Source organism: Actinoplanes sp. NPDC051494 (assembly GCF_044454705.1).
Taxonomy (GTDB): domain Bacteria; phylum Actinomycetota; class Actinomycetes; order Mycobacteriales; family Micromonosporaceae; genus Actinoplanes.
On the sequence record NZ_JBITDZ010000011.1, the window covers coordinates 171,945 to 195,758 of the forward strand.

General features: G+C 70.9%; 22 protein-coding genes and 1 pseudogene. 13 read left to right on the forward strand and 10 right to left on the reverse strand.

Annotated features, from left to right (window positions below; translation table 11 throughout):
* Position 1: 1 nt before the first annotated feature.
* Positions 2-2,614, reverse strand: coding sequence for a LuxR C-terminal-related transcriptional regulator (locus ACIA6A_RS31940; RefSeq protein ID WP_396101679.1), 2,613 nt, complete (start codon positions 2,612-2,614; stop codon positions 2-4).
* 192 nt (positions 2,615-2,806) lie between these two features.
* On the opposite strand from ACIA6A_RS31940, the gene clpS reads away from it, so the two are divergent.
* Both clpS and ACIA6A_RS31950 read left to right on the forward strand, forming a co-directional pair.
* On the forward strand, positions 2,807-3,097 hold the full coding sequence (gene clpS / locus ACIA6A_RS31945; RefSeq protein ID WP_396101680.1) for an ATP-dependent Clp protease adapter ClpS: 291 nt from the start codon (positions 2,807-2,809) through the stop codon (positions 3,095-3,097).
* Positions 3,098-3,137: 40 nt separating this feature from the next.
* Complete coding sequence (locus ACIA6A_RS31950) at positions 3,138-3,644, forward strand: DUF2017 domain-containing protein (RefSeq protein ID WP_396101681.1); 507 nt, start codon at positions 3,138-3,140, stop codon at positions 3,642-3,644.
* A 7-nt stretch (positions 3,645-3,651) separates the two neighbouring features.
* Here the strand turns inward: ACIA6A_RS31950 and ACIA6A_RS31955 are convergent, their stop codons facing one another.
* Complete coding sequence (locus ACIA6A_RS31955; protein WP_396101682.1) at positions 3,652-4,506, reverse strand: aldo/keto reductase; 855 nt, start codon at positions 4,504-4,506, stop codon at positions 3,652-3,654.
* Between the two features lie 99 nt (positions 4,507-4,605).
* On the opposite strand from ACIA6A_RS31955, the pseudogene ACIA6A_RS31960 reads away from it, so the two are divergent.
* The 3 genes and pseudogenes from ACIA6A_RS31960 to ACIA6A_RS31970 all read left to right on the forward strand — a co-directional run bounded on the left by ACIA6A_RS31960 (position 4,606) and on the right by ACIA6A_RS31970 (position 6,442).
* Positions 4,606-5,108: pseudogene (locus tag ACIA6A_RS31960) on the forward strand (Mov34/MPN/PAD-1 family protein).
* Between the two features lie 48 nt (positions 5,109-5,156).
* Complete coding sequence (locus tag ACIA6A_RS31965) at positions 5,157-5,471, forward strand: MoaD/ThiS family protein (RefSeq protein WP_396101683.1); 315 nt, start codon at positions 5,157-5,159, stop codon at positions 5,469-5,471.
* 5 nt (positions 5,472-5,476) lie between these two features.
* Positions 5,477-6,442 (forward strand): PLP-dependent cysteine synthase family protein, encoded by a 966-nt coding sequence (locus ACIA6A_RS31970; protein ID WP_396101684.1) that lies wholly within the window; start codon positions 5,477-5,479, stop codon positions 6,440-6,442.
* A 67-nt stretch (positions 6,443-6,509) separates the two neighbouring features.
* Here ACIA6A_RS31970 and ACIA6A_RS31975 read toward each other — a convergent pair whose 3' ends face one another.
* Positions 6,510-6,839, reverse strand: coding sequence for a hypothetical protein (locus ACIA6A_RS31975; protein ID WP_396101685.1), 330 nt, complete (start codon positions 6,837-6,839; stop codon positions 6,510-6,512).
* Positions 6,840-7,202: 363 nt separating this feature from the next.
* On the opposite strand from ACIA6A_RS31975, the gene ACIA6A_RS31980 reads away from it, so the two are divergent.
* From ACIA6A_RS31980 to ACIA6A_RS32000, 5 genes are all read left to right on the forward strand, one after another.
* Complete coding sequence (locus tag ACIA6A_RS31980) at positions 7,203-7,949, forward strand: MBL fold metallo-hydrolase (protein WP_396101686.1); 747 nt, start codon at positions 7,203-7,205, stop codon at positions 7,947-7,949.
* Positions 7,950-8,011: 62 nt separating this feature from the next.
* Positions 8,012-9,262 (forward strand): glycosyltransferase, encoded by a 1,251-nt coding sequence (locus tag ACIA6A_RS31985; RefSeq protein ID WP_396101687.1) that lies wholly within the window; start codon positions 8,012-8,014, stop codon positions 9,260-9,262.
* Positions 9,263-9,429: 167 nt separating this feature from the next.
* Positions 9,430-10,158 (forward strand): ribonuclease PH, encoded by a 729-nt coding sequence (gene rph / locus ACIA6A_RS31990; RefSeq protein ID WP_396101688.1) that lies wholly within the window; start codon positions 9,430-9,432, stop codon positions 10,156-10,158.
* Complete coding sequence (gene rdgB / locus ACIA6A_RS31995) at positions 10,155-10,769, forward strand: RdgB/HAM1 family non-canonical purine NTP pyrophosphatase (protein ID WP_396101689.1); 615 nt, start codon at positions 10,155-10,157, stop codon at positions 10,767-10,769. The genes rph and rdgB overlap by 4 nt, the downstream gene beginning before the upstream one ends.
* Before the next feature lie 851 nt (positions 10,770-11,620).
* Positions 11,621-12,754: a hypothetical protein gene (locus tag ACIA6A_RS32000; RefSeq protein WP_396101690.1), complete on the forward strand. Its 1,134-nt coding sequence runs from the start codon at positions 11,621-11,623 to the stop codon at positions 12,752-12,754.
* 8 nt (positions 12,755-12,762) lie between these two features.
* Here ACIA6A_RS32000 and hutH read toward each other — a convergent pair whose 3' ends face one another.
* The 7 genes from hutH to ACIA6A_RS32035 all read right to left on the reverse strand — a co-directional run bounded on the left by hutH (position 12,763) and on the right by ACIA6A_RS32035 (position 21,278).
* Positions 12,763-14,298, reverse strand: coding sequence for a histidine ammonia-lyase (gene hutH, locus ACIA6A_RS32005; protein ID WP_396101691.1), 1,536 nt, complete (start codon positions 14,296-14,298; stop codon positions 12,763-12,765).
* Positions 14,295-15,443, reverse strand: a complete 1,149-nt coding sequence (hutI, locus tag ACIA6A_RS32010; protein WP_396101692.1) for an imidazolonepropionase — start codon at positions 15,441-15,443, stop codon at positions 14,295-14,297. Before hutI ends, hutH begins: the two co-directional genes overlap by 4 nt.
* Positions 15,440-16,705, reverse strand: a complete 1,266-nt coding sequence (locus ACIA6A_RS32015; RefSeq protein ID WP_396101693.1) for a formimidoylglutamate deiminase — start codon at positions 16,703-16,705, stop codon at positions 15,440-15,442. Before ACIA6A_RS32015 ends, hutI begins: the two co-directional genes overlap by 4 nt.
* The gene (locus tag ACIA6A_RS32020) at positions 16,702-17,883 is read right to left on the reverse strand and encodes an allantoate amidohydrolase (RefSeq protein WP_396101694.1); all 1,182 of its coding nucleotides are present in this window, start codon (positions 17,881-17,883) and stop codon (positions 16,702-16,704) included. Before ACIA6A_RS32020 ends, ACIA6A_RS32015 begins: the two co-directional genes overlap by 4 nt.
* Positions 17,883-19,505, reverse strand: a complete 1,623-nt coding sequence (locus ACIA6A_RS32025) for a urocanate hydratase (RefSeq protein ID WP_396101695.1) — start codon at positions 19,503-19,505, stop codon at positions 17,883-17,885. The genes ACIA6A_RS32020 and ACIA6A_RS32025 overlap by 1 nt, the downstream gene beginning before the upstream one ends.
* 17 nt (positions 19,506-19,522) lie before the next feature.
* On the reverse strand, positions 19,523-20,371 hold the full coding sequence (locus ACIA6A_RS32030; protein WP_396101696.1) for a MurR/RpiR family transcriptional regulator: 849 nt from the start codon (positions 20,369-20,371) through the stop codon (positions 19,523-19,525).
* Positions 20,372-20,606: 235 nt separating this feature from the next.
* On the reverse strand, positions 20,607-21,278 hold the full coding sequence (locus ACIA6A_RS32035; RefSeq protein WP_396101697.1) for a DUF3800 domain-containing protein: 672 nt from the start codon (positions 21,276-21,278) through the stop codon (positions 20,607-20,609).
* A gap of 232 nt (positions 21,279-21,510) precedes the next feature.
* Between ACIA6A_RS32035 and ACIA6A_RS32040 the strand changes: the two genes are divergently transcribed.
* The 3 genes from ACIA6A_RS32040 (at position 21,511) to ACIA6A_RS32050 (ending at position 23,813) form a co-directional block, all read left to right on the forward strand.
* Positions 21,511-22,110 carry an RNA polymerase sigma factor gene (locus tag ACIA6A_RS32040; RefSeq protein WP_396101698.1) on the forward strand — a complete coding sequence of 200 codons (600 nt, stop codon included), beginning with the start codon at positions 21,511-21,513 and terminating at the stop codon, positions 22,108-22,110.
* The gene (locus ACIA6A_RS32045) at positions 22,107-23,087 is read left to right on the forward strand and encodes a CU044_5270 family protein (RefSeq protein ID WP_396101699.1); all 981 of its coding nucleotides are present in this window, start codon (positions 22,107-22,109) and stop codon (positions 23,085-23,087) included. Before ACIA6A_RS32040 ends, ACIA6A_RS32045 begins: the two co-directional genes overlap by 4 nt.
* A 78-nt stretch (positions 23,088-23,165) precedes the next feature.
* Positions 23,166-23,813, forward strand: a complete 648-nt coding sequence (locus ACIA6A_RS32050; protein WP_396101700.1) for a hypothetical protein — start codon at positions 23,166-23,168, stop codon at positions 23,811-23,813.
* The last annotated feature ends 1 nt before the right edge of the window (position 23,814 follow it).

Below are 23,814 nucleotides of genomic sequence, written 5' to 3' on the forward strand. Positions count from 1 at the left end.
CTTATTGCGGCAGCAGGCGTAATGCTGGGGCCAGCTCATTCCGGCCGTTGACCCCGAGCTTGGTGTAGACGCGCTGTAGGTGGTTCTCCACCGTGCGTGGCGACAGGAACAAGCGGTCGGCGATCTCCCGGCTGCGGACGCCGCCGGCTGCCAACTCGGCGACCTGCCGTTCGCGTACGGTCAGTGCCGGTTGCACCGCCAGCAGGGCGGGAGTGCGCAGTGTGTCGCAGCGGCTGAGCACATCCGCGAGCAGTGTGCTAGCCGCCAGGGCGCGGGGGTCGCGGACGGTCCGGAAGATCCGCACGGCGCTCGCGGCGGCCTCGGCGGCGAAGATCTGGTAGCCGAGGACCGCGAATTCACGGGCCAGCGTGAGATGCGCCTCGCCGTCCTCCCCGGCCCGGATATGCCGTACGAGCAGTGGGGCGACCCGGCCGCCGGAGGCCGCGACCGCCTGGCCCGCCGGCCCGGTGAGGCGTTCCGCGGCGAGTTCGGGGTGACCGAGGCGGACCAGGTCGTACACGGCCAGCAGTTCGTGGGCGGTGAAGCCGTCGGCGCGGAGCCGGTCGGCGAGGTCGAGCAGCACGCGGACGGCCGCCGCGACCTCGCCCATGCTGGCGTATGTCCAGGCCCGGGCCTGTTCGTCCCATGGGTAGTAGATCCCGGCGGCCCCGCCTGAGGCCGCGTCGGCGATCCGCAGCGAGGCGGTGGCGAGGGCCGCGTCGCCGCGCATCGCCGCGACGGTGGCGCGGGCGTAGTGGGCGCCACCGTCGTAGACCCGGGTCGGCGCCAGCGCGGCGCAGGCCTGTTCGACCGCGGTCAGCGCGTCGTCGGTGTGCCCGCGCAGCCAGGCGGCCCTGGCCCGGAGCAGTGACACCCAGCCCGAGCCGAAGCCGAAGCCGCCGGCCTGCACCGGCCCGGCGAACTCGGCGGTCAGGATCCGGTCGATCCCGGGCAGGTCGAGGGTGACGCTCACCAGCGTGCCCAGGGCCATCTGCAGCGCGTACTGCAGGGTCGGGGTGTCCTTGCGCCAGGCCGCGGTGTCCGCCATGACGGTGGCGAGCAGCTCCCGGGAACGCACCGGGTCGCCCTCGGACGCGGCGAGGAAGGCCAGGACACACAGGGCAAGACCGCGGGAGGGTACGGGCGCGGTGGGCTCGGCGAGCACTCCGTCGGCCAGTTCGTGGGCGCAGCTCACGCCGCCGATCTGGAGCCGGACGAGCGCCTCGAACGCGCGGATCCGGGCGACGTCGGCGCTCTGGTCGTTCGCGGCCAGGGTCTTGGCGGCGTCGGCGAGGGTCCCGGCGGCCTCGGCCCGGCCCAGCCCGAAGAACTCGACGGCGGCGCGGGCGGTGATCCAGCGGGCGCTGTCGTCCACCTCGGCGTCCAGGACGGCGAGGGCCCGTTCCGGTTCGTCGGCGAACAGCAGGGCGGTGGCCAGCAACTCCGCCGCGGGGAATCCGGCTCCGGCGTCCCCGGCCGCGGTGGCGAGCCGGCGGGCGAGGTCGATGTCGAAGCCGGCGAACGCCTGCCGCGCCGCGTCGAGCAGCAGCGTGTGGTCCTGCGCGGTGCCCGAGTCGAGCCGCAGCACCGCGACGCGCAGCAGGTCGGTGCGGCGCCGGGAGCCCGCGCTCTCGATCAGGTCCGCGAGGGTGGCCTGCAGCCGCCGGGCCCGGGTGACCGGGCAGCGCCGCCGGACCACCTCGCCGTACAGCGGGTGGGCCAGTCGCACCTCGTGGCGGCGTTCGTCCTTGACGACCTGGATCAGCCCGCGTTCCTCGGCGTTCTCGACGTCGGCCGGGTCGGCACCGCGCAGCAGCAGCCCGAGGCCGATGGGCTCGCCGAGGGCGACCAGCTCGAGCACGTCGCGGACGCCCCCGCTGAGGCCGCCGATCCGGGCGTCCACCAGCTCGGCGAGGCTGGGCGCGAGCGCGAGGCGGCCGGTCCAGCGCCAGAAACCGTACGCCTGGGTCAGCTCGCCACCACCGATCGCGGCGATGACCAGCTCCCGCAGCAGGAGGGGGTTTCCGCCGCCGAGGCGGCCGAGCCGTTGCGCCGTGCCGGCTTCGACCGGGCCGCCGACCAGCTCGGCCAGCAGCGCCCGGGAGTCCTCGTCCGGCAGCGGTGCCAGCTCGGCGTGCCGCACCAGGCCTTCGGTCCACAATGCGCTGATGGGGGAGGGTACGGGCTCGGAGGTGCGCAGCGTGGCGAGCAGTGTCGCCCCCTCGCGGACCAGCAGGTGGGTCAGTGCGGCCGACGGCGGGTCGAGCAGGTGGGCGTCGTCCACGGCGAGCACGATCGGGCGGCCGTCCGCATCGGCCTGGAGCCCGTCGACCGCCCAGCGCAGCATGCCGGCGGGGGAGAGGCCGGCGGGCGGGTCGGTGGGCAGGATCTGGGCCAGGCCGCCGAACGGGAGCCCGGAGCCGGCGATGGTGGCGGAGGCACGGTGAACCGCCCACCGACCCGCCGGCAGGCTGCTGACCGCCTCGTGCAGGAGGCGGCTCTTCCCGATGCCCGCCGCGCCGCTGAGGATCAGGCCGCGTTCGGCCGGGCTGACCGCGATCGTGCGCAGGCGGGACAGGTCGGCGGCACGGCCGACGAAGCCCCAGTGCTCCACCGCGCCAGCATATCGAGATCTGTCAGCTTGGGAGCGTGTCCAGTACGCCGTCCGAGAATGAGTACCAAGATTGGTTTCGGTGAGTATTCGGCCCCCGCTGAGCGGCCGGTCTCTCGCGCTACACCCTTTCCGCCGACGCGTCATCGCTCGGCGGTCGGTTCTTCTTCCCGGCGGGCGTGGCACGATGGTGGCATGGCGTCGCCTCAGGTCGCTCCAGCAGAAACGCCACAAATAGAGGAGGTGCCGGCTGATGACCGGCCGTGGGTGACCATCGTCTGGGACGATCCGGTCAACCTCATGTCGTACGTGACGTGGGTGTTTCAGAAGCTCTTCGGCTACAGCCGGGACAAGGCCGAGCTGTTGATGCTCGACGTTCACAACAAGGGCAAGGCAGTCGTGTCGACCGGTGCGCGCGAGCGCATGGAGATGGACGCCTCGCAGCTTCATGGCTACGGTCTGTGGGCAACGGTGGACAAAGCGTGACTGTACGGGTACGGATCGATAGCGGGCGGGTGATCTACTGATGTTCCGGCGCACAGGCAACCAATGTGTGGCGACCTTCGCCGTGGACGAGGTGCGGGTGTTGCGGAAGGTGGCCGGCGAGGTCGTCGGGTTGCTGATGGACGGCTTCGACCACACCGATCCCGTGGTCGGCCGGCTCTTCCCGGACATCTACCCGGACCGCCCGGACGACTCCGCCGAGTTCCGCCTGTACACCGAGGGCGACATCAAGACCGGCAAGCTCGACCAGGCCGGTGCCATCCTCGCGGCGCTGCCCGACGACGGTCCCGGCGAGGTCCGCCTGGACGGCGAGGAGGCGGAGGCCTGGCTGCGGGCGATCAACGACGCCCGGCTGGCCATGGGCACCCGGCTCGACATCCAGGCGGACACCGACCTCGGCGAGGAGCTGGACACGGCGGTGGTCGAGGATCCGGCCTCCAGCCGTGTCTTCCAGCTCTCCGTGTACGCGTACCTGGGCTATCTGCAGGAATCCCTGCTGAACGCGCTCCCGGAGATCGAGGAGCGCTAGGCCTTCGTCACGCCGCGTCGAGCTCGGCGATCTCGTCGGCGGACAGCGTCAGCTCGGTGGCCTGCGCCGAGTCGGTGATCGATTCCGGGCGGCTCGCGCCCGGGATCGGGATCACCACCGGGCTCTTGGCCAGCATCCAGGCGAGGGTCACCTGCTGCGGGCTCACCCCGTGAGCCTGCGCCACCTTGCCGAAAGCGCTGTCGCCGAGCTTGTCGCCCTTGCCGATGCCGCCCAGCGGCGACCACGGCAGGAACGCGATGCCCAGCTCGTCACAGAGCTGGAGCTCGGGCTCCGACGAGCGGAACGCGGGCGAGAACTGGTTCTGCACCGACACCAGCCGGCCGCCGAGGATCTCCTGCGCCTGCCGGATCTGCGCGGGGTCGGCGTTGGAGATGCCGGCCATCCGGATCTTGCCCTGGTCGAGCAGGTCGCGGATCGCGCCGACCGAGTCCGCGTACGGGGTGTTCGGGTCGGGTCGATGGAACTGGTACAGCCCGATCGCGTCGACACCGAGCCGCTTCAGCGACCCCTCGACCGCCTCCTTCAGGTGCGCGGGGGAGCCGTCGAGCGTCCACGCACCGCCACCGGGCCGCTGGTGGCCGCCCTTCGTGGCGACCAGGACGCCGGAGGTGTCGCCGCCGTAGCTTGCGAGCGCCTGCGCGATCAGCGACTCGTTGTGGCCGACGTCGCCGGCGTCGAGGTGATACGCGTCGGCGGTGTCGATCAGGGTCACACCCGCATCAAGAGCGGCATGGATGGTACGGACGGACCGGTCGGTATCGGGGCGACCTTCGATGGACATCGGCATGCCACCGAGCCCGATGGCCCCGACCTGGACGTTTCCAATGCTGCGCTGCTTCATGTTCTGTTCCCTACCCGGGCATCGGCCCGGCATGCCCACGGTCCGGGCGTGAGCACCGCCACGCCCGGTGTCGCTGCTCGTCACGGTAATGTGAACAGCGTGCTGACCATCGACAGTGCGATCATCGACGCGATCGTCGCCCACGCCCGCCGGGACCACCCCGACGAGGCCTGTGGCGTGGTCGCCGGTCCGATCGGCGCCGACCGCCCGACGCGGCACATCCCGATGGACAACGCGGCCCGATCGATGACGTTCTACGAGTTCGACTCGATGGAGCAGCTGCGGGTCTGGCGCGAGATGGACGACAACGACGAGGAACCCGTCGTCATCTACCACTCGCACACCGCCACCGAGGCCTACCCGTCCCGCACCGACATCTCGTTCGCCGGTGAGCCGGGCGCGCACTACCTGCTCGTCTCGACCCGTGAACCCGATGCCGAGGAAATCCGCTCGTTCCGTATCGTGGACGGTGTGGTGTCCGAGGAAGAGGTCAGCATCGTGGATGCGACGGTTGACGCGTGAGTGTGAGTGCGGACGTCTTCGCCGTCCAGTCGTTCATGTTCGGGCAGAGCCCGGCATCGGTCTATTACGAGTGTCGCTGAGCGACCCGTCCGGCCGATCACTTCTCTCTGTCTAGGAGCACTTCCACCATGGCTATCGAAGTTCGCATCCCCACCATCCTGCGCACCTACACCGGCGGCTCGAAGATCGTCGAGGGTTCCGGCGAGACCCTCGCCGGCCTGCTCGACGACCTCGACGCCAAGCACTCCGGCCTCAAGGGACGGCTCATCACCCCCGAGGGTGGCCTGCACCGCTTCGTGAACATCTACGTCAACGACGAGGACGTCCGCTTCCTCGGCGCCCTCGACGCGAAGCTCAACGACGGCGACTCGATCACCATCCTCCCGGCCGTGGCCGGCGGTGCGCTCGGCTTCGCCGCGGCCGCCGCGATCCTCGGGCGCTAACCGCCATGGCTCGCTACGAGAGCCTCCTCGACGCCTGCGGGGGCACGCCGCTCGTCGGCCTGCCCCGGCTCTCACCGACGGTGCCCGAAGGGGCGCCGCCGGTGCGGCTCTGGGCCAAGCTCGAGGACCGCAACCCGACGGGCAGCATCAAGGACCGGCCGGCCCTGCACATGGTCCGCGAGGCCGAGGCGTCGGGCCGGCTGCGCCCCGGCGACACCATCCTGGAGCCGACCAGCGGCAACACGGGCATCGCGCTGGCCATGGTGGCCAAGCTGCGCGGTTACCGCATCGTCTGCGTCATGCCCGAGAACGTCTCGTCCGAGCGGATCCAGCTCCTGCGCATGTACGGAGCGGAGATCATCTTCTCGCCGGCCGCGGGCGGCTCCAACCAGGCGGTCGCCACGGCCAAACAGATCGCGGCGGAGCACCCGGACTGGGTGATGCTGTTCCAGTACGGCAACCCGGCGAACGCCCAGGCCCACTACGAGACGACCGGCCCGGAACTCCTGGAGGACCTGCCCACGATCACCCACTTCGTGGCCGGTCTGGGAACCACCGGAACCCTCATGGGCACGGGCCGCTACCTGCGCGAAAAGGTCGAGGGAATCCAGATCGTCGCGGCGGAGCCCCGCTACGGCGAACTGGTCTACGGCCTCCGCAACATCGACGAGGGCTACGTCCCCGAGCTCTATGACGCCACGGTCCTCAACCGCCGCTTCTCCGTGGGCACCCGGGACGCGGTCCTGCGCACCCGCCAGCTCGTCGAGGTCGAAGGCATCTTCGCCGGGTTCTCCACCGGCGCGATCTTCCACGCGGCCCTCGCGGTCGCCCACGAGGCGGTCAAGGCCGGCAAGCGGGCGGACGTGGCGTTCGTGGTCTGCGACGGCGGTTGGAAATACCTCTCGACCGGTGCCTACGGCGGCACCCTCACCGACGCCGAGGAAGCCCTCGAAGGTCAGCTCTGGGCCTGAGGGCCCATCTCTGGGGCGGCCCGGCCGGGTCGCCCCAGCGCTGTTCCTCCTCCCCGGTCCGGTGCGGTCAGTACGTGACGGCGAGCAGCACGTCGGCGGCCAGCGGCACGGCTGCGGCCAGCAGCAGGACCCACGGGAGGAACCGCCGGTGGATGGACAGGAAGGCCGCGACGGCCATGGCGACGCTCACCATGCCGAGGACAGCCAGCACCCACGTGTACCAGATGGGCACGCCGCCACCGATCAGGGACACCATGCCCCGGATCCCGACGCCGACGCCGCCCAGACCGAGCAGCGACGCGTAGATCGACATGCTCAGCAGCCGCCGGGTGCCGGGCGTGGGATCGTCGGCCGCGGGGAACCGGAACCGGGCCTGTTCGTCACCGGAATCGCTCACCGTGGAGGCGACCGGCCGGGTCGGTTCCCAGCCGAAAGGGACAACCTCCGGCGCGGTTACCTCTCGTGTTCGTGTTGTTTCGTCCAGATCCGTGGTCGTCACAGTTCGCCCCTCCCATTTGTCCCGGTGCAATCCCCTCACCCAGTGCAACGGATGCGACTCACGAGGCGTAACGCGTCCGAAAATGACCCAGCTCACGGCACCTGTGACATAGGTTGTCGATTTAGCGACAAATCGATCAGACGTTTACCGGACGTGCTGGTCCCGGCGTAGGCTGCGCAGCGTGATTGTCTGGTCTGCCAACTCTGCCGGGAACCGGTCGGCGGGGACGTGGGCGACCGAGCGTGAACCAGAGGGACCCGTATGCGACTGACCGTTCTCGGCTGTGCCGGCAGTTTTCCCGGCCCCGAGTCGGCTTGTTCCGCCTATCTCGTCGAGGCCGATGGTTTTCGGCTACTGATCGACTTCGGTTCAGGCTCACTCTCCGCTCTTCAGCGCTATGCGGGAATCGACGCGATCGACGCCATTCTCATCACTCACCTCCATTGCGATCACATGCTCGACGCATGCACCTATGTGGTGGTTCGCCGTTACAACCCGGGCGGCCCGCTGCCGCCGTTGCCCGTCTACGCGCCGATGGGTGCGGCCGAGCGCATCGCCGCGGCGTACAGCGCCGACGCCGAACCGGTCGACGACGTCTACACCTTCTACGGTCTGCAACCGGGCACGTTCCCGATCGGCCCGTTCACGGTCACCGCGGACCGGGTCAACCATCCGATCGAGACCTACGGCGTACGCGTCGAGCACAACGGCAGTGTCCTTGCGTACTCGTCCGACACCGCTCCGTGCGAGCCCCTGTTGCGCCTGGCACAGGGCGCCGATCTGTTCCTCTGTGAGGCGAGTTACCTCGATGGCCGTCCCAACCCTCCCGACCTGCATCTGACCGGCGGCGAGGCCGGTGAAGCGGCCACAAAGGCCGATGTAGGTCGTCTACTCTTGACCCATTTGGTACCCGCGTGGGCGTCGGAGGCCTCTACTGTGGAGGCCGCGTGTGCGGCGTACACGGGTCCGGTGGAGGTTGTCCGCCCGGGTGCCCGCTACGATCTGTGAGGTTGCCGGGGGGACGGCACGAGCGCACCATCGGAATCGATTGTGACCTTGGAGTGCCCTGCATGACCGGTCGATCAGTGGGCGGGCGTGGACTGCGCATCGTCCGACTGGCGAACTTCGTCTCACCCCGTTCCGGCGGCCTGCGAACGGCCCTTCGCCACCTCGGCGAGGGCTATCTGCGTGCCGGCCACGAGCCGATCCTGATCGTGCCGGGTCGTGAGCGTTCCGACGAGATGACCGAGCAGGGCCGGGTGATCACGCTGCCGGGTCACCGCCTGCCGCGCACGGGTGGATACCGCGTCATCGCCAGCCGCCGCGAGCTGACCAGGCTGCTCGACGAGCTCGCCCCCGACCGTCTCGAGGTCTCCGACCGGTCGACCCTGCGCTGGACCGGGCGCTGGGCCCGCGAGCGCGGTGTCGGCTCGATGATGGTCTCCCACGAGAGCCTGGCCGGTCTGCTCGGCGTGTGGAACATGCCGCAGCGCGACTCCGTCGCCGACCGGCTCAACCAGCGCACCGCGGAGACGTTCGACCAGATCGTCTGCACCACGGCGTTCGCCGCCGCCGAGTTCCGCCGGCTGGGGGTGCCCAACCTGGTCGAGATCCCACTCGGGGTCAACCTGCGTCAGTTCCACCCGAGCCGCCGGGACCCCGCGGTGCGGGCCCGGTACGCCCGCCCCGACGAGCTCCTGATCGTCTTCTGCAGCCGGCTCTCCGCCGACAAGCGCCCGGAGCTGGCCGTCGACACGATCGCCGCGCTGCGTGCCGGCAAACAACCCGCGGTGCTGGTGATCGCCGGCGACGGATCCCGCCGGGCCGCGCTGGCCTATCGGTCGGCCCGCCTGCCGGTCCGCTTCGCCGGGCACATCGCCGACCGTGACGACGTGGCGGCGCTGCTCGCCAGCGCGGACGTCGCGGTCGCCCCGGGACCCGTGGAGACCTTCGGTCTGGCGGCGCTGGAAGCGCTCGCCTGCGGCACGCCGGTGGTCGTCAACGACGCCAGCGCGTTGCCCGAGGTCGTCGGGACGGCCGGGCTGGCCGTGCCGGGGACGCCGGAAGGCTTCGCCGAGGGCGTCCGCGCCCTGATGGACCGCCCGGAGGACGAACGCCGGACCGCCGCCCGGGCCCGGGCTGAGCTTTTCGGCTGGCCGCAGGCCGTCGACGGCTTCCTGCGCGCGCACGGCGCCCAGACGACGTCGCTGCCGTCGGCGAGACTGGCGCGTCAGACGGCCCGCCGCCTGCGCCCCGCGGTCCCGGCCGTGATGGCCACCGCCACCGACGTCTGGGCCACCGCTTCCATCGATCGCGCCTGACCTCATCGTCCCCTCCTCTGATCGACGGGTGTTGCGGTCAGGTCTATCAAGGGCCGGAACACCCGGGCCGGGGTTATCCACAGGCGGCTTCCCCGGTGCCGGACGGTTATCCACAGGTCTGGCACCCGGCAGCGCGGAGCGGTTGCGGTCCGCCTAGGCTCTTGGCCATGTCGCGACCCGATGGCCGAGCGCCGGACCAACTCCGTCCCGTGACCCTCACCCGCCGGTGGAGCATCCATCCCGAGGGGTCGGTGCTCGTCGAGTTCGGCAATACCCGTGTGCTGTGCACCGCCAGCGTCACCGAGGGCGTGCCCCGCTGGCGTAAGGGCTCCGGCCTCGGCTGGCTGACCGCTGAATACGCGATGCTCCCGCGGGCGACCAACACCCGTGGTGACCGCGAGAGCGTCAAGGGCAAGGTCGGCGGCCGCACCCAGGAGATCTCCCGGCTGATCGGGCGCAGCCTGCGGGCCTGCATCGACCTCAAGGCACTCGGCGAGAACTCGATCGTGCTCGACTGCGACGTGCTGCAGGCCGACGGCGGCACCCGCACCGCCGCGATCACCGGCGCCTACGTGGCGCTGCACGACGCGGTCGGCTGGCTGGCCGACCGCAAGGCCCTCGCCGGCAAGCCGGCCAACGTCCTGCACCGGTCGATCCAGGCGGTCAGCGTCGGCATCATCGCCGGCGAGGCGCGCCTCGACCTCATGTATGACGAGGACGTCTCCGCCGAGGTCGACATGAACGTCGTCTGCACCGGTGACGGTGACTTCGTCGAGGTCCAGGGCACCGGCGAGGCCAACGTCTTCCGCCGCGACCAGCTCGACGCCCTGCTCGACCTGGGCGTCCTCGGCTGCTCCGAGCTCGCGCTGGCCCAGCAGAAGGCGCTGGCATCGTGACCTCCCGGCTCCTGCTCGCGACGGGCAACAAGAAGAAGCTGGTCGAGCTGCAGCGCATCCTCGACAACACGCTGGGCTCCGGTGGCATCGAGCTGGTCGGGCTGGGCGACTTCCCCGGCTACCCGGACGTCCCCGAGACCGGCCTGACCTTCGGCGAGAACGCCCTCATCAAGGCCCGTGAGGGTGCTTCCCGCACCGGCCTGCCGACGGTGGCCGACGACTCGGGCATCGCCGTCGACGCCCTCAACGGCATGCCGGGCGTGTTCAGCGCCCGCTGGGCCGGTTCCCACGGTGACGACCAGGCCAACCTCGACCTCGTCCTCGCCCAGATCGGCGACGTGCCCGACGAGCACCGCGGCGGCGCCTTCGTATGCGCGGCCGCCCTGGTCCTGCCCAACGGCCGCGAGCACCTCGTCGAGGGCCGTCAGCCCGGCCGCATCCTGCGGTCACGGCGAGGCACCGGCGGCTTCGGCTACGACCCGATCTTCCTCGGCGAGGGCCAGCAGCGCACGAACGCGGAGCTGAGCCCGGCCGAGAAGGACGCCATCAGCCACCGCGGCAAGGCCTTCCGCGAGCTGTCCAAGGTCATCGCCAAGGAGCTGCCGCGCTGACCGAGCGTGCGAAAGCGGTCTCCCGGCAGCGATAGCGGAACCGCCGGCAAAGCACGCCCACGGCCGGGCCGGGCCGCGACCAAGCGGGCCCACGGCCACACCATCTGCCTCGGCGACTTGGATCCCAGGACCAGGCCGAAGCCCGTGCGGGGCCAGCCCGTGCGGGGCCAGCCCGTGCGGGGCTATGGGCAGGGCCAGTCTGTGCGCGGCCCCGGCGAACTCCGGACGAAACCCGGGCGGGATCAGCCGTGCGGGACCCCCGGTGTGACCACCCTGGCCGAGGCCTAGGCGGACTCCGGGCGAAATCCTGGGCGGGATCAGCCTGGCCGAGGCCCGGGCGGACTTCGGGTGAAACCCCGGACGGGAGTTCCGGCGAAACGCCGGCCTGGACCCGGGGGCGGAACTCCGGGGGGAGATCAGTCTGTGCGGGACCAGCCTGGCCGAGGAACGCGCGGGATTCTGGGCGGACCCGGCGGAACCGGCCCAAGCGGGGAGCGGGACCGTCCTGGGCGCGGCCGGCCTGGGTGCGGCCGGCCTGGGCGATGAGCGGGCCGGCCGGGCGATGAGCGGGGCCGGGCAGATCGGCCGGGTGGTGAGCGGGCTGGGCGGATCGGCCGGGCGATGAGCGGGGCCAGCCGGGCGATGAGCGGGGCCGGGTGGTGAGCGGGGCCGGGCGGATCGGCCGGGTGGTGAGCGGGCTGGGCTGGATGCGATTGGGTGCCGGCGGGCGGGGTGCTGGGGTGATCGGCGCGTCCGGGGGTGGGAGCGCTGGGCTGAACAGCTCCCCGGGGACCGAAGATCTGGGATGAACGGGGCTTCGGGGGAAGGGCTCGGACATCTACGATCCGGGCGTGAGACTTCGGGGGATCGGTTCTGCCGGGTTGGTGCTGGCTGTCGTCGCTACCGGTGGCTGTTCGATTTTTGACAATCTTGACGGGGAGCCTCAGGTTGTCGAGATCGTGGCCGGGGGCGGGGAGCAGGTGGCCGGGCCGGCGAAGGAGGCCGCTGTCCGGGGGCGCCTGGTCAGTATGGTCATGGGTGCCGACGGGGCTCTGAACGTGCTCACCGAGGATCATCTTCGCCTCGCGATGTGGACCGTCCGGGGCGGGCAGCTGACGCACGTCGTCGTCAAGGATGTCGAGCCGGATTACATCAGTCAGGCCGCCGCCGGGCCGGATGGTTCCGTGTACGTCTCGTTGTGGAACGGGGACGGCGGGGTGTGGCAGATCGGGGCTGACGGGTCCGCCGTACAGAAAGTCAAGAACGGCGTGGATGTGCATGGCGTCGCGGTCGATACCGGGTCGCGGATGTATTACGCCGAGGACCGTCCCGAGCCGGTTCGCCATCAGGTGGTGCGGGCCGGGGACAAGACTGTGCTGGGGCGGGAGCTGACCGGGGCGACGGTCGGTTCCGGGCCGGGCACTCGCAGCGGCTTCACCAACGGCACGAAGGCCACCGACATCACTGTGGACGGTGGGTTGAACCTTCCGCTGGCGGTTTCCCCGGACGGCAGCGTGTTTGCCGGCACCAGCCGCGAGAGTGTCATCCTCGTGCAGCCGGACGGCGCCACCCGAAAGATCGCCGGTGGTGGCGAGGACGGCTATCCCGAGGAGCCTTTCCTGGATCGGGGCCGGGCCGTCGACGCGGCCGTGCACGTGCGGGAGAACGGCGGCTTCGTCACCGATCGGGACGGCGCTCTCTATGTGGTCAGTGATTCCTACGAGTGGGGTTATCTGAGCGGGGCGTTCGACTGGACCGGTGAGGCGAGTGCGGCCCAGCGGGAGATGCTGACGTGGTCGAGGGATCAGCGGGACACGGACACCGAGGTGCTCCGGGTCGCGCCCGGCGGGTCGTTGACGACCGTCGCCGGGCACGCCGATGCTGTTGCCGTCGATGATGAGTGGATCTATCTGGCCCGGGCGTTCACGACGGAGGAGACGAACGAGGAACGGGTTGTCGTGGTCCGCACCGCGAACTTCCGCTAGGACACGTCCTAAGCCAGGGGCCCGACCGCTTCCTCGATGGTGGTGCGCAGGGTCCGGCCGGCGATGACGGCGCGGGTCTGTTCGAGGACCGGGGCGAGGAACAGGTCCGGGCCCGGTTCGCCGGCGAAGCCGACCAGGGCGTCGACCGCGGCCCGCCCGGCCGGGGAGGGCGTCAGCGGGGCCCGCAACTGCAGACCGCGTACCCCGGACAGCAGTTCCACCGCCAGCAGGCTGGTCAGGTTGTCGAGGACGGTCCGGAGTTTCTTCGCCGCGGCCCAGCCCATGGAGACGTGGTCCTCCTGCATGCCGCTGGTCGGCAGCGAGTCGACCGAGGCCGGGGCGGCGAGGCGACGGTTCTCCGCGACGATCCCGGCGGCGGTGTACTGGGCGATCATGAGGCCCGAGTTGACGCCGGCGTCGGGGGAGAGGAACGGCGGGAGGGTGCGGTTGCGGGTCACGTCGAGGAGGCGGTCGACCCGTCGTTCCGCGATCGCGCCGACCTCGGCGGCGGCGATGGCCAGGTAGTCCGCGGCGAAGCCCAGGGGCGCGCCGTGGAAGTTGCCGGTCGATTCGACCCGGCCGTCGGTGAGCACCACGGGGTTGTCGACGACCGACCGCAGTTCGCGGCCGCTGACCGTTTCGACGAACGCGAGGGTGTCGCGGGCCGCACCGGCGACCTGCGGCGCGCAGCGCATCGAGTACGCGTCCTGCACCGCGTGGGCGAGGTCGTCACGGTGCGAGTCCATGATGGCGGAGTTCTGCAGCAGTTTGAGGATGTTCGCCGCGGACGCCTGCTGACCGGGGTGCGGCCGGATGGCGTGCAGTTCCGGGAAGAACGGTCGTTCCGAGCCGAGCATGGCCTCGATGGCCAGGGCGGCGGTCACGTCGGCCATGGTGAACAGGTGGGCCGCGTCGTCGATGGCGAGCAGCAGCATCCCGAGCATGCCGTCCGTACCGTTGATGAGGGCCAGCCCTTCCTTGGCGGCCAGGTCGAGCGGGGTGAGGCCGGCGGCCTGCAGGGCCTGGGCCGCGTCGATGCGGGAGCCGTCCTTGCCGAGCACCCAGCCTTCGCCGAGCAGGGCCAGCGCGCAGTGGGCGAGCGGCGCCAGGTCACCGGAGGCACCGAGCGAGCCGTGTTCGGGCACCCAGGGCGTGATGTCGTGGTTGAGCAGGTCGACGAGGCCCTGCGCGAGCACGGGGCGGACCCCGGACAGGCCGAGGGCCAGCGACCGGACCCGCAGCAGCATCATCGCGCGGACGACCTCGCGGGGCATGGGCGCACCGATGCCGGCGGCGTGCGAGCGGATCAGCGCGTGCTGCAGCTCGGCGCGGCGTTCCGGGGCGATGGACGTGTTGGCGAGCGCGCCGAATCCGGTGGACACGCCGTACACGGGACGGCCTGAGGCTTCGATGCCGTCGACGATGTCGCGGCTGCGGGTCATGGCCGCGATGGCGGCGTCGGCGATCTCGACTCTCGCGTCGCGGCGGGCGACCGCGAGGACGTCGGCGGGGGTGATCCCGGTGGATTGGACGATGACGTTCATGTCGGCACTCCGTCGTGCAGAACTGCGCTGATCAGGGGAACTCCGGGCCGGTAGGCCAGGTGCAGGAAGGACGGCGCGTCGAGCAGGACCAGGTCGGCCCGTGCGCCGGGCCGCACCACCCCGAGGTCGTCGCGGCGCAGGGCCCGGGCGCCGCCCGCGGTCGCTGCCCACAGGGCCTCGGCGGGGGACAGACCCATCTCCCGTACGGCCAGTGCGACGCAGAACGGCATCGACGACGTGTACGAGGATCCGGGGTTGCAGTCGGTGGCGAGTGCGACGACCGCGCCCGCGTCCAGGAGCCGGCGGGCGTCCGGGTACGGCGACCGGGTCGAGAACTCGGCGCCGGGCAGCAGCGTGGCCACCGTGTCCGAACCCGCGAGGGCGTCCACATCGGCGTCGCTGAGGTGCGTGCAGTGGTCGGCGCTGGCGGCACCGAGCTCGACGGCGAGTCGTACCCCCGGCCCGGCCGTCAGCTGGTTGGCGTGGATCCGCAGCCCCAGTCCGGCTTTCGCGCCGGCCGTCAGGATCGTGCGGGCCTGGTCCCCGTCGAACGCCCCGCGCTCACAGAAGACGTCGACCCATTTCGCGTACGGGGCGGCGGCATCGAGCATCGGCCCGGCCACCAGCGCCACATAGTCGTCGGGCCGGTCCTGGTATTCGGCCGGGACGACGTGTGCGCCGAGTAACGTGGTCTCGGCGGTCAGCTCGGCGGCGATCCGCAGGCATCGGGCCTCCTCGTCGACGCTGAGCCCGTACCCGCTCTTGATCTCGACGGTCGTGGTGCCCTGCCGCAGCATCTCGCCGACCAGCCGTCCGGCGGCGGCCCGGAGCTGGTCGTCCGTGGCCGCCCGGGTCGCGGCGACCGTGGTGCGGATGCCGCCGCCGGTGTAGGGCTCGCCGGCCATCCGCGCGGCGAACTCCGCGGCCCGGTCGCCGGCGAAGACGAGGTGGGCGTGGCTGTCGACGAAGCCGGGGATGACCGCGCGCCCGGCCGCGTCGATCCGCTCGTCGGCGGCCGGTGCCCGCGAGGCCGGCCCGACCCACGCGATCCGGTCGCCGTCCACGACGACCGCGGCGTCACGCAGCGTCCCGAGCTCGTCGTCGTGGGTGGTCAGCTCACCGATGCCGGTGACAAGAAGGCTCATGACAGGACCGATCGCAGGGCGGCGGGGACGTCGAAGCTGGTGTGCCGGCCGGCGGTGACGACGGGCCGGCCGTCGGCGATCACGTCGGTGATGTCGGCCGCGGTCGCGGAGAACACCACGCCGGCCGGGTCGGAGCCGGCTGTCCGTACCGAATCGAGGGTAACGGTGACCAGGTCGGCCCGCTTGCCCACGGCGATCTCGCCGGCATCATCCCAGCCGAGCGCGGCGTGCGCGGTGGCCGCCGCGATCAGCTCGGCCGGGCTGAAGTGCCCCCGGCGGCGGGTCGCGAGCCGTTCGTCGAGCTCGGTGCCGCGGGCTTCCTCGAACATGTCGACGACCGCGTGGCTGTCGCTGCCGAGGCTGAGCGGGACCCCGGCGTCGGCGAGCTGCCGGGCCGGGCCGATGCCGTCGGCGAGGTCACGTTCGGTGGTCGGGCACAGGCACACCCCGGTGCCGGAGGACGCGAGCAGCGACACGTCATGGTCGGTGAGGTGGGTGGCGTGCACCGCCGTGGTTCCGGGGCCGAGGACCCCGTACCGATGCAGCAGTTCGGTGGGGGTGCAGCCGTGGACCGCCTGGCAGGCCTCGTTCTCGGCGGGCTGCTCGGAGAGGTGCAGGTGCAGCAGCGGCTGGCTGACGAGCGCCGCGACCGGCACCGCGCGTACGGAATGGAAAGCCGCACCGATCCGTGAGTGCGCCGACGGTGCCAACGAGGAGACGCGCGATCGCCAGCTGTCGTAGTCGCCGTCGCCGAAGCGGCGTTGCACCCCCTCGAGCGGCTTGCCGTCCACACCGGACGTCAGGTAGAGCGTGTCCAGCAGCGTGATCCGGATCCCGGCGTCACGGGCCGCCGCGACGAGAGCGTTGCCCATGGCGTTGGGATCGGCGTATGCGGTGCCGTCCGGCCCGTGGTGCAGGTAGTGGAACTCGCCGACACATGTGATGCCGGCCAGCGCCATCTCCCCGTACACCGCCCGGGCCAGCGCGTAATAGCTGTCCGGGTCGAGCGAGCCGGCCACCGCGTACATCCGCTCGCGCCAGGTCCAGAAGCTGCCCCGGTCGTCGAACGTGCGCCCGCGCAGCGCCCGGTGGAACGCGTGCGAGTGCGCGTTGGCGAACCCCGGCAACGTCAGCCCCCGCAGCCGCGTCCCCTCCGGCGCCGCACCCGGTGTCACCGCGGTGAACCGGCCGTCCTCGACGACAAGGGCCACGCCGGCCTGGACCGAACCGCCGACCCAGGCGTGGTCCGCGAAGTACTTCACGCGAGCGCCTCGAGGACGTCGGCCAGCGCGCGCACCCCGGCCGCGCAGTCGTCGTCGGGGGCGTGCTCGGCGGGGGAGTGCGAGACCCCGGTCGGGTTGCGGACGAACAGCATCGCGGTCGGTACGTGCGCCGACAGCACCCCGGCGTCGTGACCGGCGCCGGTCGGCAGGATCGGTGCGTCGCCGAGGATCCCGGACAGCTTCGTGGCGAGCGCGGTGTCGAACGCGACCTCCGGTGAGGAGGACTCCGGCTGGACCAGCACGGTGGTGCCGTCGCGTTCGGCCCGGTCGTGCGCCCGCTTGACCACCGACTCGACCAGCCGGTCCAGCGTGCCGGTGTCCTCGGCGCGGGCGTCGAGCCAGCCCCGGACCAGCGACGGGATCGCGTTGGTGGCGTTCGGCTCGACCAGCACCCGGGCGATCGTGGCGTGCGCGCCGGACAGCCGGGCCTCCTTGTTGGCGGCCAGCACCGTGTACGCGAACGTCAGCATCGGGTCGTGCCGGTCGGCCATCTTCGTGGTCCCGGCGTGGTCCCCGGCCCCGGTGAAGTCCATCCGCCACCGGCCGTGCGGCCAGATCGCGCTGGCCACCCCGATCGGCGCGCCGAGCGCGTCCAGCGCCCGGCCCTGCTCGATGTGCAGCTCGACGACCGCCGACATCCGGCCCACGAGGTCGGGCAGCGCGCCGGCCGGGCGTACCCCCAGGGCCTCGCCGAACGTCACCCCGTCGGCGTCCCGCAGCGCCGCCGCCTTCTTGGGCGTGATCGCCCCGGTCAACAGACGAGAGCCCAGGCAGGGTACGCCGAACCGGCCGCCCTCCTCCTCGACGAAAGCGGCGATCCCGATGGGTTTCGCCGGGGTGAAGCCACGCGCCCGCAACCGGTCCACGGCCAGGAACGCGCTGACGATGCCGAGCGGCCCGTCATAACCCCCGCCGTGCGGGACGGAGTCGAAGTGCGAGCCGGTGATCACCGCGTCGTGTCCCCACGACGTCCCCCACCACGCGAACAGGTTGCCGTTGCCGTCCTCGGTGACGAACATGTCGCGGCGGGCCGCCTGGTTGCGGAACCAGTCGCGCAGCACGAGCTCCGGTTCGCTCAGCGCGTACCGGAGATAGCCGCCCTTGTCGTCGCGGCCGATCGGCGCGATCTCCTGCCAGAGCTTCTTGAAGGCCTTCATCACTCGGCCTTCATCGGGATGTGCACGCCGCTCGCGGCGGCCGACTCGTAACCGGCGTCGACGTGGCGCAGCACGCCGGTCGCCGGGTCGTTGGAGAGGACCCGTTCGATCTTCTGGCGGGCCAGCGCGGTGCCGTCCGCGACACAGACCTGACCGGCATGGATCGACCGGCCGATGCCGACGCCGCCGCCGTGGTGGATCGACACCCAGCTGGCCCCGCTCGCGGTGTTGATCAGCGCGTTGAGCAGCGGCCAGTCGGCGATCGCGTCCGAGCCGTCCAGCATGGACTCCGTCTCGCGGTACGGCGACGCGACCGAACCCGAGTCCAGGTGGTCCCGGCCGATCGCGAGCGGCGCGGACAGCTCGCCGCTGGCCACCATGTCGTTGAACCGGATGCCGGCCTTGTCCCGCTCGCCGTAGCCCAGCCAGCAGATCCGGGCCGGCAGCCCCTGGAACGCGACCCGTTCCCCGGCCATCTTGATCCAGCGGGCGAGCGGCTCGTTCTCCGGGAACAGGTCGAGGATGGCCCGGTCGGTCTTGTGGATGTCGGCCGGGTCACCCGACAGCGCGGCCCAGCGGAACGGGCCCTTGCCCTCGGCGAACAGCGGCCGGATGTACGCGGGCACGAACCCCGGGAACGCGAACGCGCGCTCGTACCCGGCGAGCTGGGCCTCCCCGCGGATCGAGTTGCCGTAGTCGAACACCTCGGCCCCGGCGTCCATGAACCCGACCATCGCCTCCACCTGCCGGGCCATGCTCTCCCGGGCCCGCAGCGTGTACTCCTCGGGCTTGGTCGACGCCTCCGACGGGTCCACACCGACCGGCACATAGCTCAGCGGGTCGTGGGCGCTGGTCTGGTCGGTGACGATGTCGATCTCGACGCCGCGCGACAGCAGCTCGGGGAAGACCGTGGCGGCGTTGCCGACCACACCGATCGACAGGGCCCTGCGCTCGCGCTTGGCGGTCTCGGCCATCCGTACGGCCTCGTCCAGGTCACCGGCGATGACGTCCAGGTAGCGGTGGTCGACCCGGCGCTGCAGCCGGGTCCCGTCGACGTCGACGATCAGGCAGACCCCGCCGTTCATCGTGACCGCCAGCGGCTGGGCGCCACCCATGCCACCGCAGCCGCCGGTCAGCGTGATCGTGCCGGCCAGGTCACCGTCGAACCGCTTCGCGGCCACCGCGGCGAACGTCTCGTAGGTGCCCTGCAGGATCCCCTGCGTCCCGATGTAGATCCAGGAACCGGCGGTCATCTGCCCGTACATGGTCAGGCCGAGCTTCTCCAGGCGGCGGAACTCCGGCCAGGTGGCCCAGTCGCCGACCAGGTTCGAGTTCGCGATCAACACCCGAGGGGCCCATTCATGGGTACGGAGTACGCCCACCGGCCGCCCCGACTGCACCATGAGCGTCTCGTCGTCCTTGAGCTCGTCCAGCTCCCGCACGATCGCGTGGAACGAGGGCCAGTCGCGGGCGGCTTTGCCCGTGCCGCCGTACACGACAAGGTCCTCGGGCCGTTCGGCCACCTCGGGGTCGAGGTTGTTCATCAGCATCCGCTTGGCGGCCTCCTGCGGCCAGCCCTTGGCGGTGTACGCGGTCCCGCGCGCGGCACGAATCTCAGGCATCACGAACTCCTTCTTCTTCACGCGGTAAAGATGTGCCGGCGGGCGGCCATCGCCTCGAACTCCTCCAGCCGGCGCTGCGTCTGGTCCGGCGCGGCGTCGCAGATGGCCTGCAGCAGCACCATGGCCAGCGCCATCGGTGCGGTGTGCAGGTCGAACACGAGCTGGGTGCCGACCGGCGCGGCGAGCACCACGTCGGCGAGCTCGGCGGCCGGGCTGACCACCGAGTCGGTGAGCGCCACGACGCTCAGCCCCAGCTCCCGGGCTTCCCGTAGAGCATCCAACGTCTCCCGCGGGTAGCGGGGCAGAACGACGGCGAGAAGCGCGGTGGCCCCCGCGGCGCTGGCCTGTTCGAGCCGGTCGAGCAGCGTGGTGCCCCCGTGATCCAGCACCCGCACGTCCGGCCGCACCTTGGCGGCGAAATACCCGAAATAGGCGGCCAGCGGCGCGGCCGACCGCAACCCCAGCACCGGCAACGGCTCGGTCACCGCCAGCAGCGCGGCGGCCCGCCCCACGGCGTCCGGAGTCCCCAGCTCATCGGCGACCCGGTCCAGATGGCAGGTCTCGGCCCGCAGCGCCCGCTGCATCGGGTTGTCCCCGTCCACCGCCGGGCTGGCCGGCACCCCGACCAGGGCCCGCAGCTCCCGCCGCAGCGCGGGATAACCGGAATAACCAAGAGCGATCGCGAACCGGGTCACCGAGGGCTGACTCACCCCGGCCAGGGCGGCCACCTCCGCCGCCGACAGATAGGCCGCGGAGGGCCCGTGCTGCACGAGGCTGTGCGCGATCCGCCGCTGCGTCGGAGTCAGCCGGGCACCCTGGAAGAGGTCGAGCACCCGCTCCACCGGCTTGACCGCTCCGTCATTCACCCCAGAAGACTATGCATAAAATCTTTCACCGCGCTAGTACCGCACGCGCACAGGGGAAGGCGTGCCAGGTCCTGCCCCGCGTGGTGGTCAGATGATCGGCAACTTGCGTCCACGTCTCGGACCGATTATTTTGGTACATGCTCGACCACATCTCGTCAGGAGAACAAACGTGGTCTTGCTGAACGATAGAAACAGCCCCGGTGCTACGGCACGCGGGGCTGTTCCTGTTCCGGATCTAGCGGCACGCGCAGATTCGCTCCCTGTCGTGAAGATGGGTCGGATACCAGTCCCACATGAACTTCCGGGCGGGATTCTGAGCCAGGTGCTGAAATGCGCTGTGTGCGGCCAGATCGGCGATCTGGATGAACTGGCTGACCGATGCGTCCTGGACCCAGACGTCTTCGACGATTGCTCGTGTGCGCAGGGGGAGTCTGCGATGTTCCGCCGCCGGTGCGGGATCCGGATTTCGGGGGCTGCCGTCAAGCACGACAATGCCCCAGTCTCCTGCCTTGGCGAGAGACTCGTCCAGCTCCTCCAGGTAGCGGCCGTACGCATCACTCTTGTTGGCGGTGCCGGCCACGGTCGTGAAGATCTGGACACCTTCCATGCGGAGGATCGTCAACAAGGCCTTCGTTGCCCACTCCCGTCGATAGCCCACCACGGTGTTGATGTCTTTGCCCTGTGTGTCACGGATCGGATTTTCCACGGGGTCACCCTTGCCCATGACCCACTTGTATGTATGTATCTCGTAGTCGTCGAGCACTCCATGCTTTTTGTACAGGGCTCGTCGGTACTTTTTCCACGACGTCAGGTGATCGCGCCACCGATCAATGGGAATCATGATTCCGGTGTGCAGGCTGAAATATTCGTCGCCGGAGTCGTCCGTATAGATAAGATATGCCGCCATAGCGGCTGCCACTTTACGTGGCGAGAGGTGGATACCCGTACGGATCGTGCGACATCAAACCGAGAGCCGTTATCTGTTCAAGATCGTTGAAAAGTTCACGTCGCCCTGGTGGGGGTATGGTGAAGTCGATCTTCGTGTTGGCGGTCGGCACAGGTGCTCGCGGGAATCGGACCCGGAATCCAGTGACGCACGTCACCGGAACTCGGTGTGGGTCGCCGGACAGGTACTTCACATGACGACAGATCTGCGTGCCCTGGTGAGGGCCGGCGATCGGGACGCCTTTGCCCAGTTGTTCGACCGGTACGCCCGGGTCGTCTACAACCACGGGTTCCGGCTCACCGCTGACTGGGCGCTGGCCGACGACGTGGTCTCGGCGACGTTCCTGGAGGCCTGGCGTCTGCGGGGGCGGATCGACACGGACGGCGATTCGCTGCGGCCGTGGCTGCTCGGCATCGCCACCAACATCAGCCGCAACCTGCGCCGCGGTGACCGCCGGTACCGGGCTGCCGCGCTCGCCTGCACCCGCCTCGACCAGGTCGCCCCTGATCATGCCGGTGCCACCGACAGCCGGATCGACGACGCCCGCCGGCTCGCCGCGGCGATGGCCGTGCTCGCCGCGCTGCCCCGCGCCGACCGCGAGGTCTTCACGCTCTGTGTCTGGGAGGAGCTCGACTACGCGTCGGCCGCCGAGGCCCTGGGGATCCCGGTCGGCACGGTGCGCTCGCGGCTCTCCCGGGCGCGGGAAAAAATCCGCCGGGAACTCCCCGGCTCCGCTCGACAGGTAACAGGCGACCACCTCACCACGGCCCGGCACGCGGAAGGAACCCGATGACCTCTCTGCCCCCACCGCCCGCGCGGGATCTGCCGCCCGGCCGTCACGAGTTCCACAAGGAGCGCCTGATGACCCAGATCGACAACGACACACGTACGCCGTACCGCCGGCCGTTCCTGTTGCGTCCCGCGTTCGCCCTGTCGGCGGTGGCGCTGGTCGCCGTCGTCGGCGCCGGCATCGTGGTCACCCAGCGCGGTGACGACGCGACGCCGGCGGTCGCCTTCGAGCCGGCTCAGACGGCCGACCCGAACGCCGGCACGCCGGACGGTGTGGCCCAGCTGGTGAACCGGATGGTGCTCGTGGCCGCCACCCGCGAGGACAAGCCGGCCACCGCCGGCGACTGGGTCTACATCAGCAGCAAGAGCACCGACACCTTCATCCGGGGCAACGCCGACACCGGTGAGGAGAAGCAGGTCGCGACCGCCTCCGACCGGCAGGTGTGGCGGTCGCTCGACGGGGCGAGGGGCTGGCTGATCCAGAGCGGAGTCGACCAGAAAGAAGGCGGGGAGACCCTCGACAGCGGGGTCGGCGCGAGCGTGAACGGGCCTTCGTACGACTTCCTCGCGGAGCTGCCCACGGACCCCGGCGTGCTGCTCGCCAAGATCTACAAGGACACCGAGGGTCAGGGCAACGGCCCGGACAGTCAAGCGTTCAGTACGGTCGGCGACCTGCTCGGCGAGAGCTACCCACCGGCCGCGCTGTATCCGGCGCTGTACCGCACCGCCGCGAAGATCCCCGGCGTCCTGGTCGTCGACGACGCCGTCGACGCGGCCGGTCGCCACGGAGTAGCCCTGGCCCGGGTCGACGAGGGCGGCGTCCGCTACGAGTTGATCTTCGACAAGAAGGACTACACCTATCTGGGCCAGCGTCAGGTCCTCACCCGGGACGACTCCGACGGCATGAAGGCCGGCACGGTCACCTTCTCCATGGCGATCCTCGACCGCGCGCTCGTCGGCGCCATGAAGCAGGTCCCCTAGCAGCCCCTATTGAGCGGTTGCTCAAACCGAGTAGAGTGTGGTTTGAGCAACCGCTCAAGGTGCTGCCAAGGAGTGACCATGGACCTCGCGATCGACAGGAAGCCGGCCGGCTGGACCCTGACGGACGCCCGCCCGGGTCCGCTGGCGCTGCGCCTCACCGCGGCGGCCCTGGCCGTCGGCGCCGCCGGCGGCGTGGTGACGGCCACCCTGTCCGTGCTGTTCGGTGCCACGGAAACCACGCCCACCGCGAGGATCCTGGCGATCGGCCTGCCGTTCATCCTGTTCGCGCTGATCGCCTGGCGACTCGCGGCCCCCACGACCGCCTCCGGCCGCTGGCTCACCGGGGCGACGGTCGCGGGCGTCACCCTGACCGCGGTGGCCCAGGGCTGGACCGAGATGGGCGGCCTCGACGTGGACCTCATCGGCTCCGCCGCGCTGATCTTCTTCGTGGCGCTCTATGGTGCGGCTTTCGGCCTGGCGCCGGCCGTGCTGGTCCTCGCGGTCGTGGTCCCGGCGCTGCTCCTGCTGCGCACGACCCGGGTCCGCGTCACCCTGCCGTCGGCCCAGCTGCTGCTGACGACATTCGCCATGGCGGTGACCGCAGTGTTCGCCCTCTGGATTACCACCGAGATGAACACCGCCATCATCACCGGCCTGGCCGCGGCCCTCGCCGGGGCGGGAGCGGTCCGCACCGCCCGCTGGGCCATGGCTGGTCGGCGACCCTGAT

Coding starts and splice junctions, on each gene's coding strand:
- hutH (WP_396101691.1), bottom strand. CDS start 14,298: ATGAACGTCATCGTCCAATCCACCGGGATCACCCCCGCCGACGTCCTC.
- ACIA6A_RS32020 (WP_396101694.1), bottom strand. CDS start 17,883: ATGAAGGCCTTCAAGAAGCTCTGGCAGGAGATCGCGCCGATCGGCCGC.
- rph (WP_396101688.1), top strand. CDS start 9,430: ATGTCGCGACCCGATGGCCGAGCGCCGGACCAACTCCGTCCCGTGACC.
- ACIA6A_RS31955 (WP_396101682.1), bottom strand. CDS start 4,506: ATGAAGCAGCGCAGCATTGGAAACGTCCAGGTCGGGGCCATCGGGCTC.
- ACIA6A_RS32050 (WP_396101700.1), top strand. CDS start 23,166: ATGGACCTCGCGATCGACAGGAAGCCGGCCGGCTGGACCCTGACGGAC.
- ACIA6A_RS32025 (WP_396101695.1), bottom strand. CDS start 19,505: ATGCCTGAGATTCGTGCCGCGCGCGGGACCGCGTACACCGCCAAGGGC.
- ACIA6A_RS31965 (WP_396101683.1), top strand. CDS start 5,157: ATGGCTATCGAAGTTCGCATCCCCACCATCCTGCGCACCTACACCGGC.
- ACIA6A_RS32040 (WP_396101698.1), top strand. CDS start 21,511: ATGACGACAGATCTGCGTGCCCTGGTGAGGGCCGGCGATCGGGACGCC.
- ACIA6A_RS31970 (WP_396101684.1), top strand. CDS start 5,477: ATGGCTCGCTACGAGAGCCTCCTCGACGCCTGCGGGGGCACGCCGCTC.
- ACIA6A_RS31950 (WP_396101681.1), top strand. CDS start 3,138: ATGTTCCGGCGCACAGGCAACCAATGTGTGGCGACCTTCGCCGTGGAC.
- ACIA6A_RS31985 (WP_396101687.1), top strand. CDS start 8,012: ATGACCGGTCGATCAGTGGGCGGGCGTGGACTGCGCATCGTCCGACTG.
- ACIA6A_RS32045 (WP_396101699.1), top strand. CDS start 22,107: ATGACCTCTCTGCCCCCACCGCCCGCGCGGGATCTGCCGCCCGGCCGT.
- ACIA6A_RS32035 (WP_396101697.1), bottom strand. CDS start 21,278: ATGGCGGCATATCTTATCTATACGGACGACTCCGGCGACGAATATTTC.
- clpS (WP_396101680.1), top strand. CDS start 2,807: ATGGCGTCGCCTCAGGTCGCTCCAGCAGAAACGCCACAAATAGAGGAG.
- ACIA6A_RS31980 (WP_396101686.1), top strand. CDS start 7,203: ATGCGACTGACCGTTCTCGGCTGTGCCGGCAGTTTTCCCGGCCCCGAG.
- hutI (WP_396101692.1), bottom strand. CDS start 15,443: ATGAGCCTTCTTGTCACCGGCATCGGTGAGCTGACCACCCACGACGAC.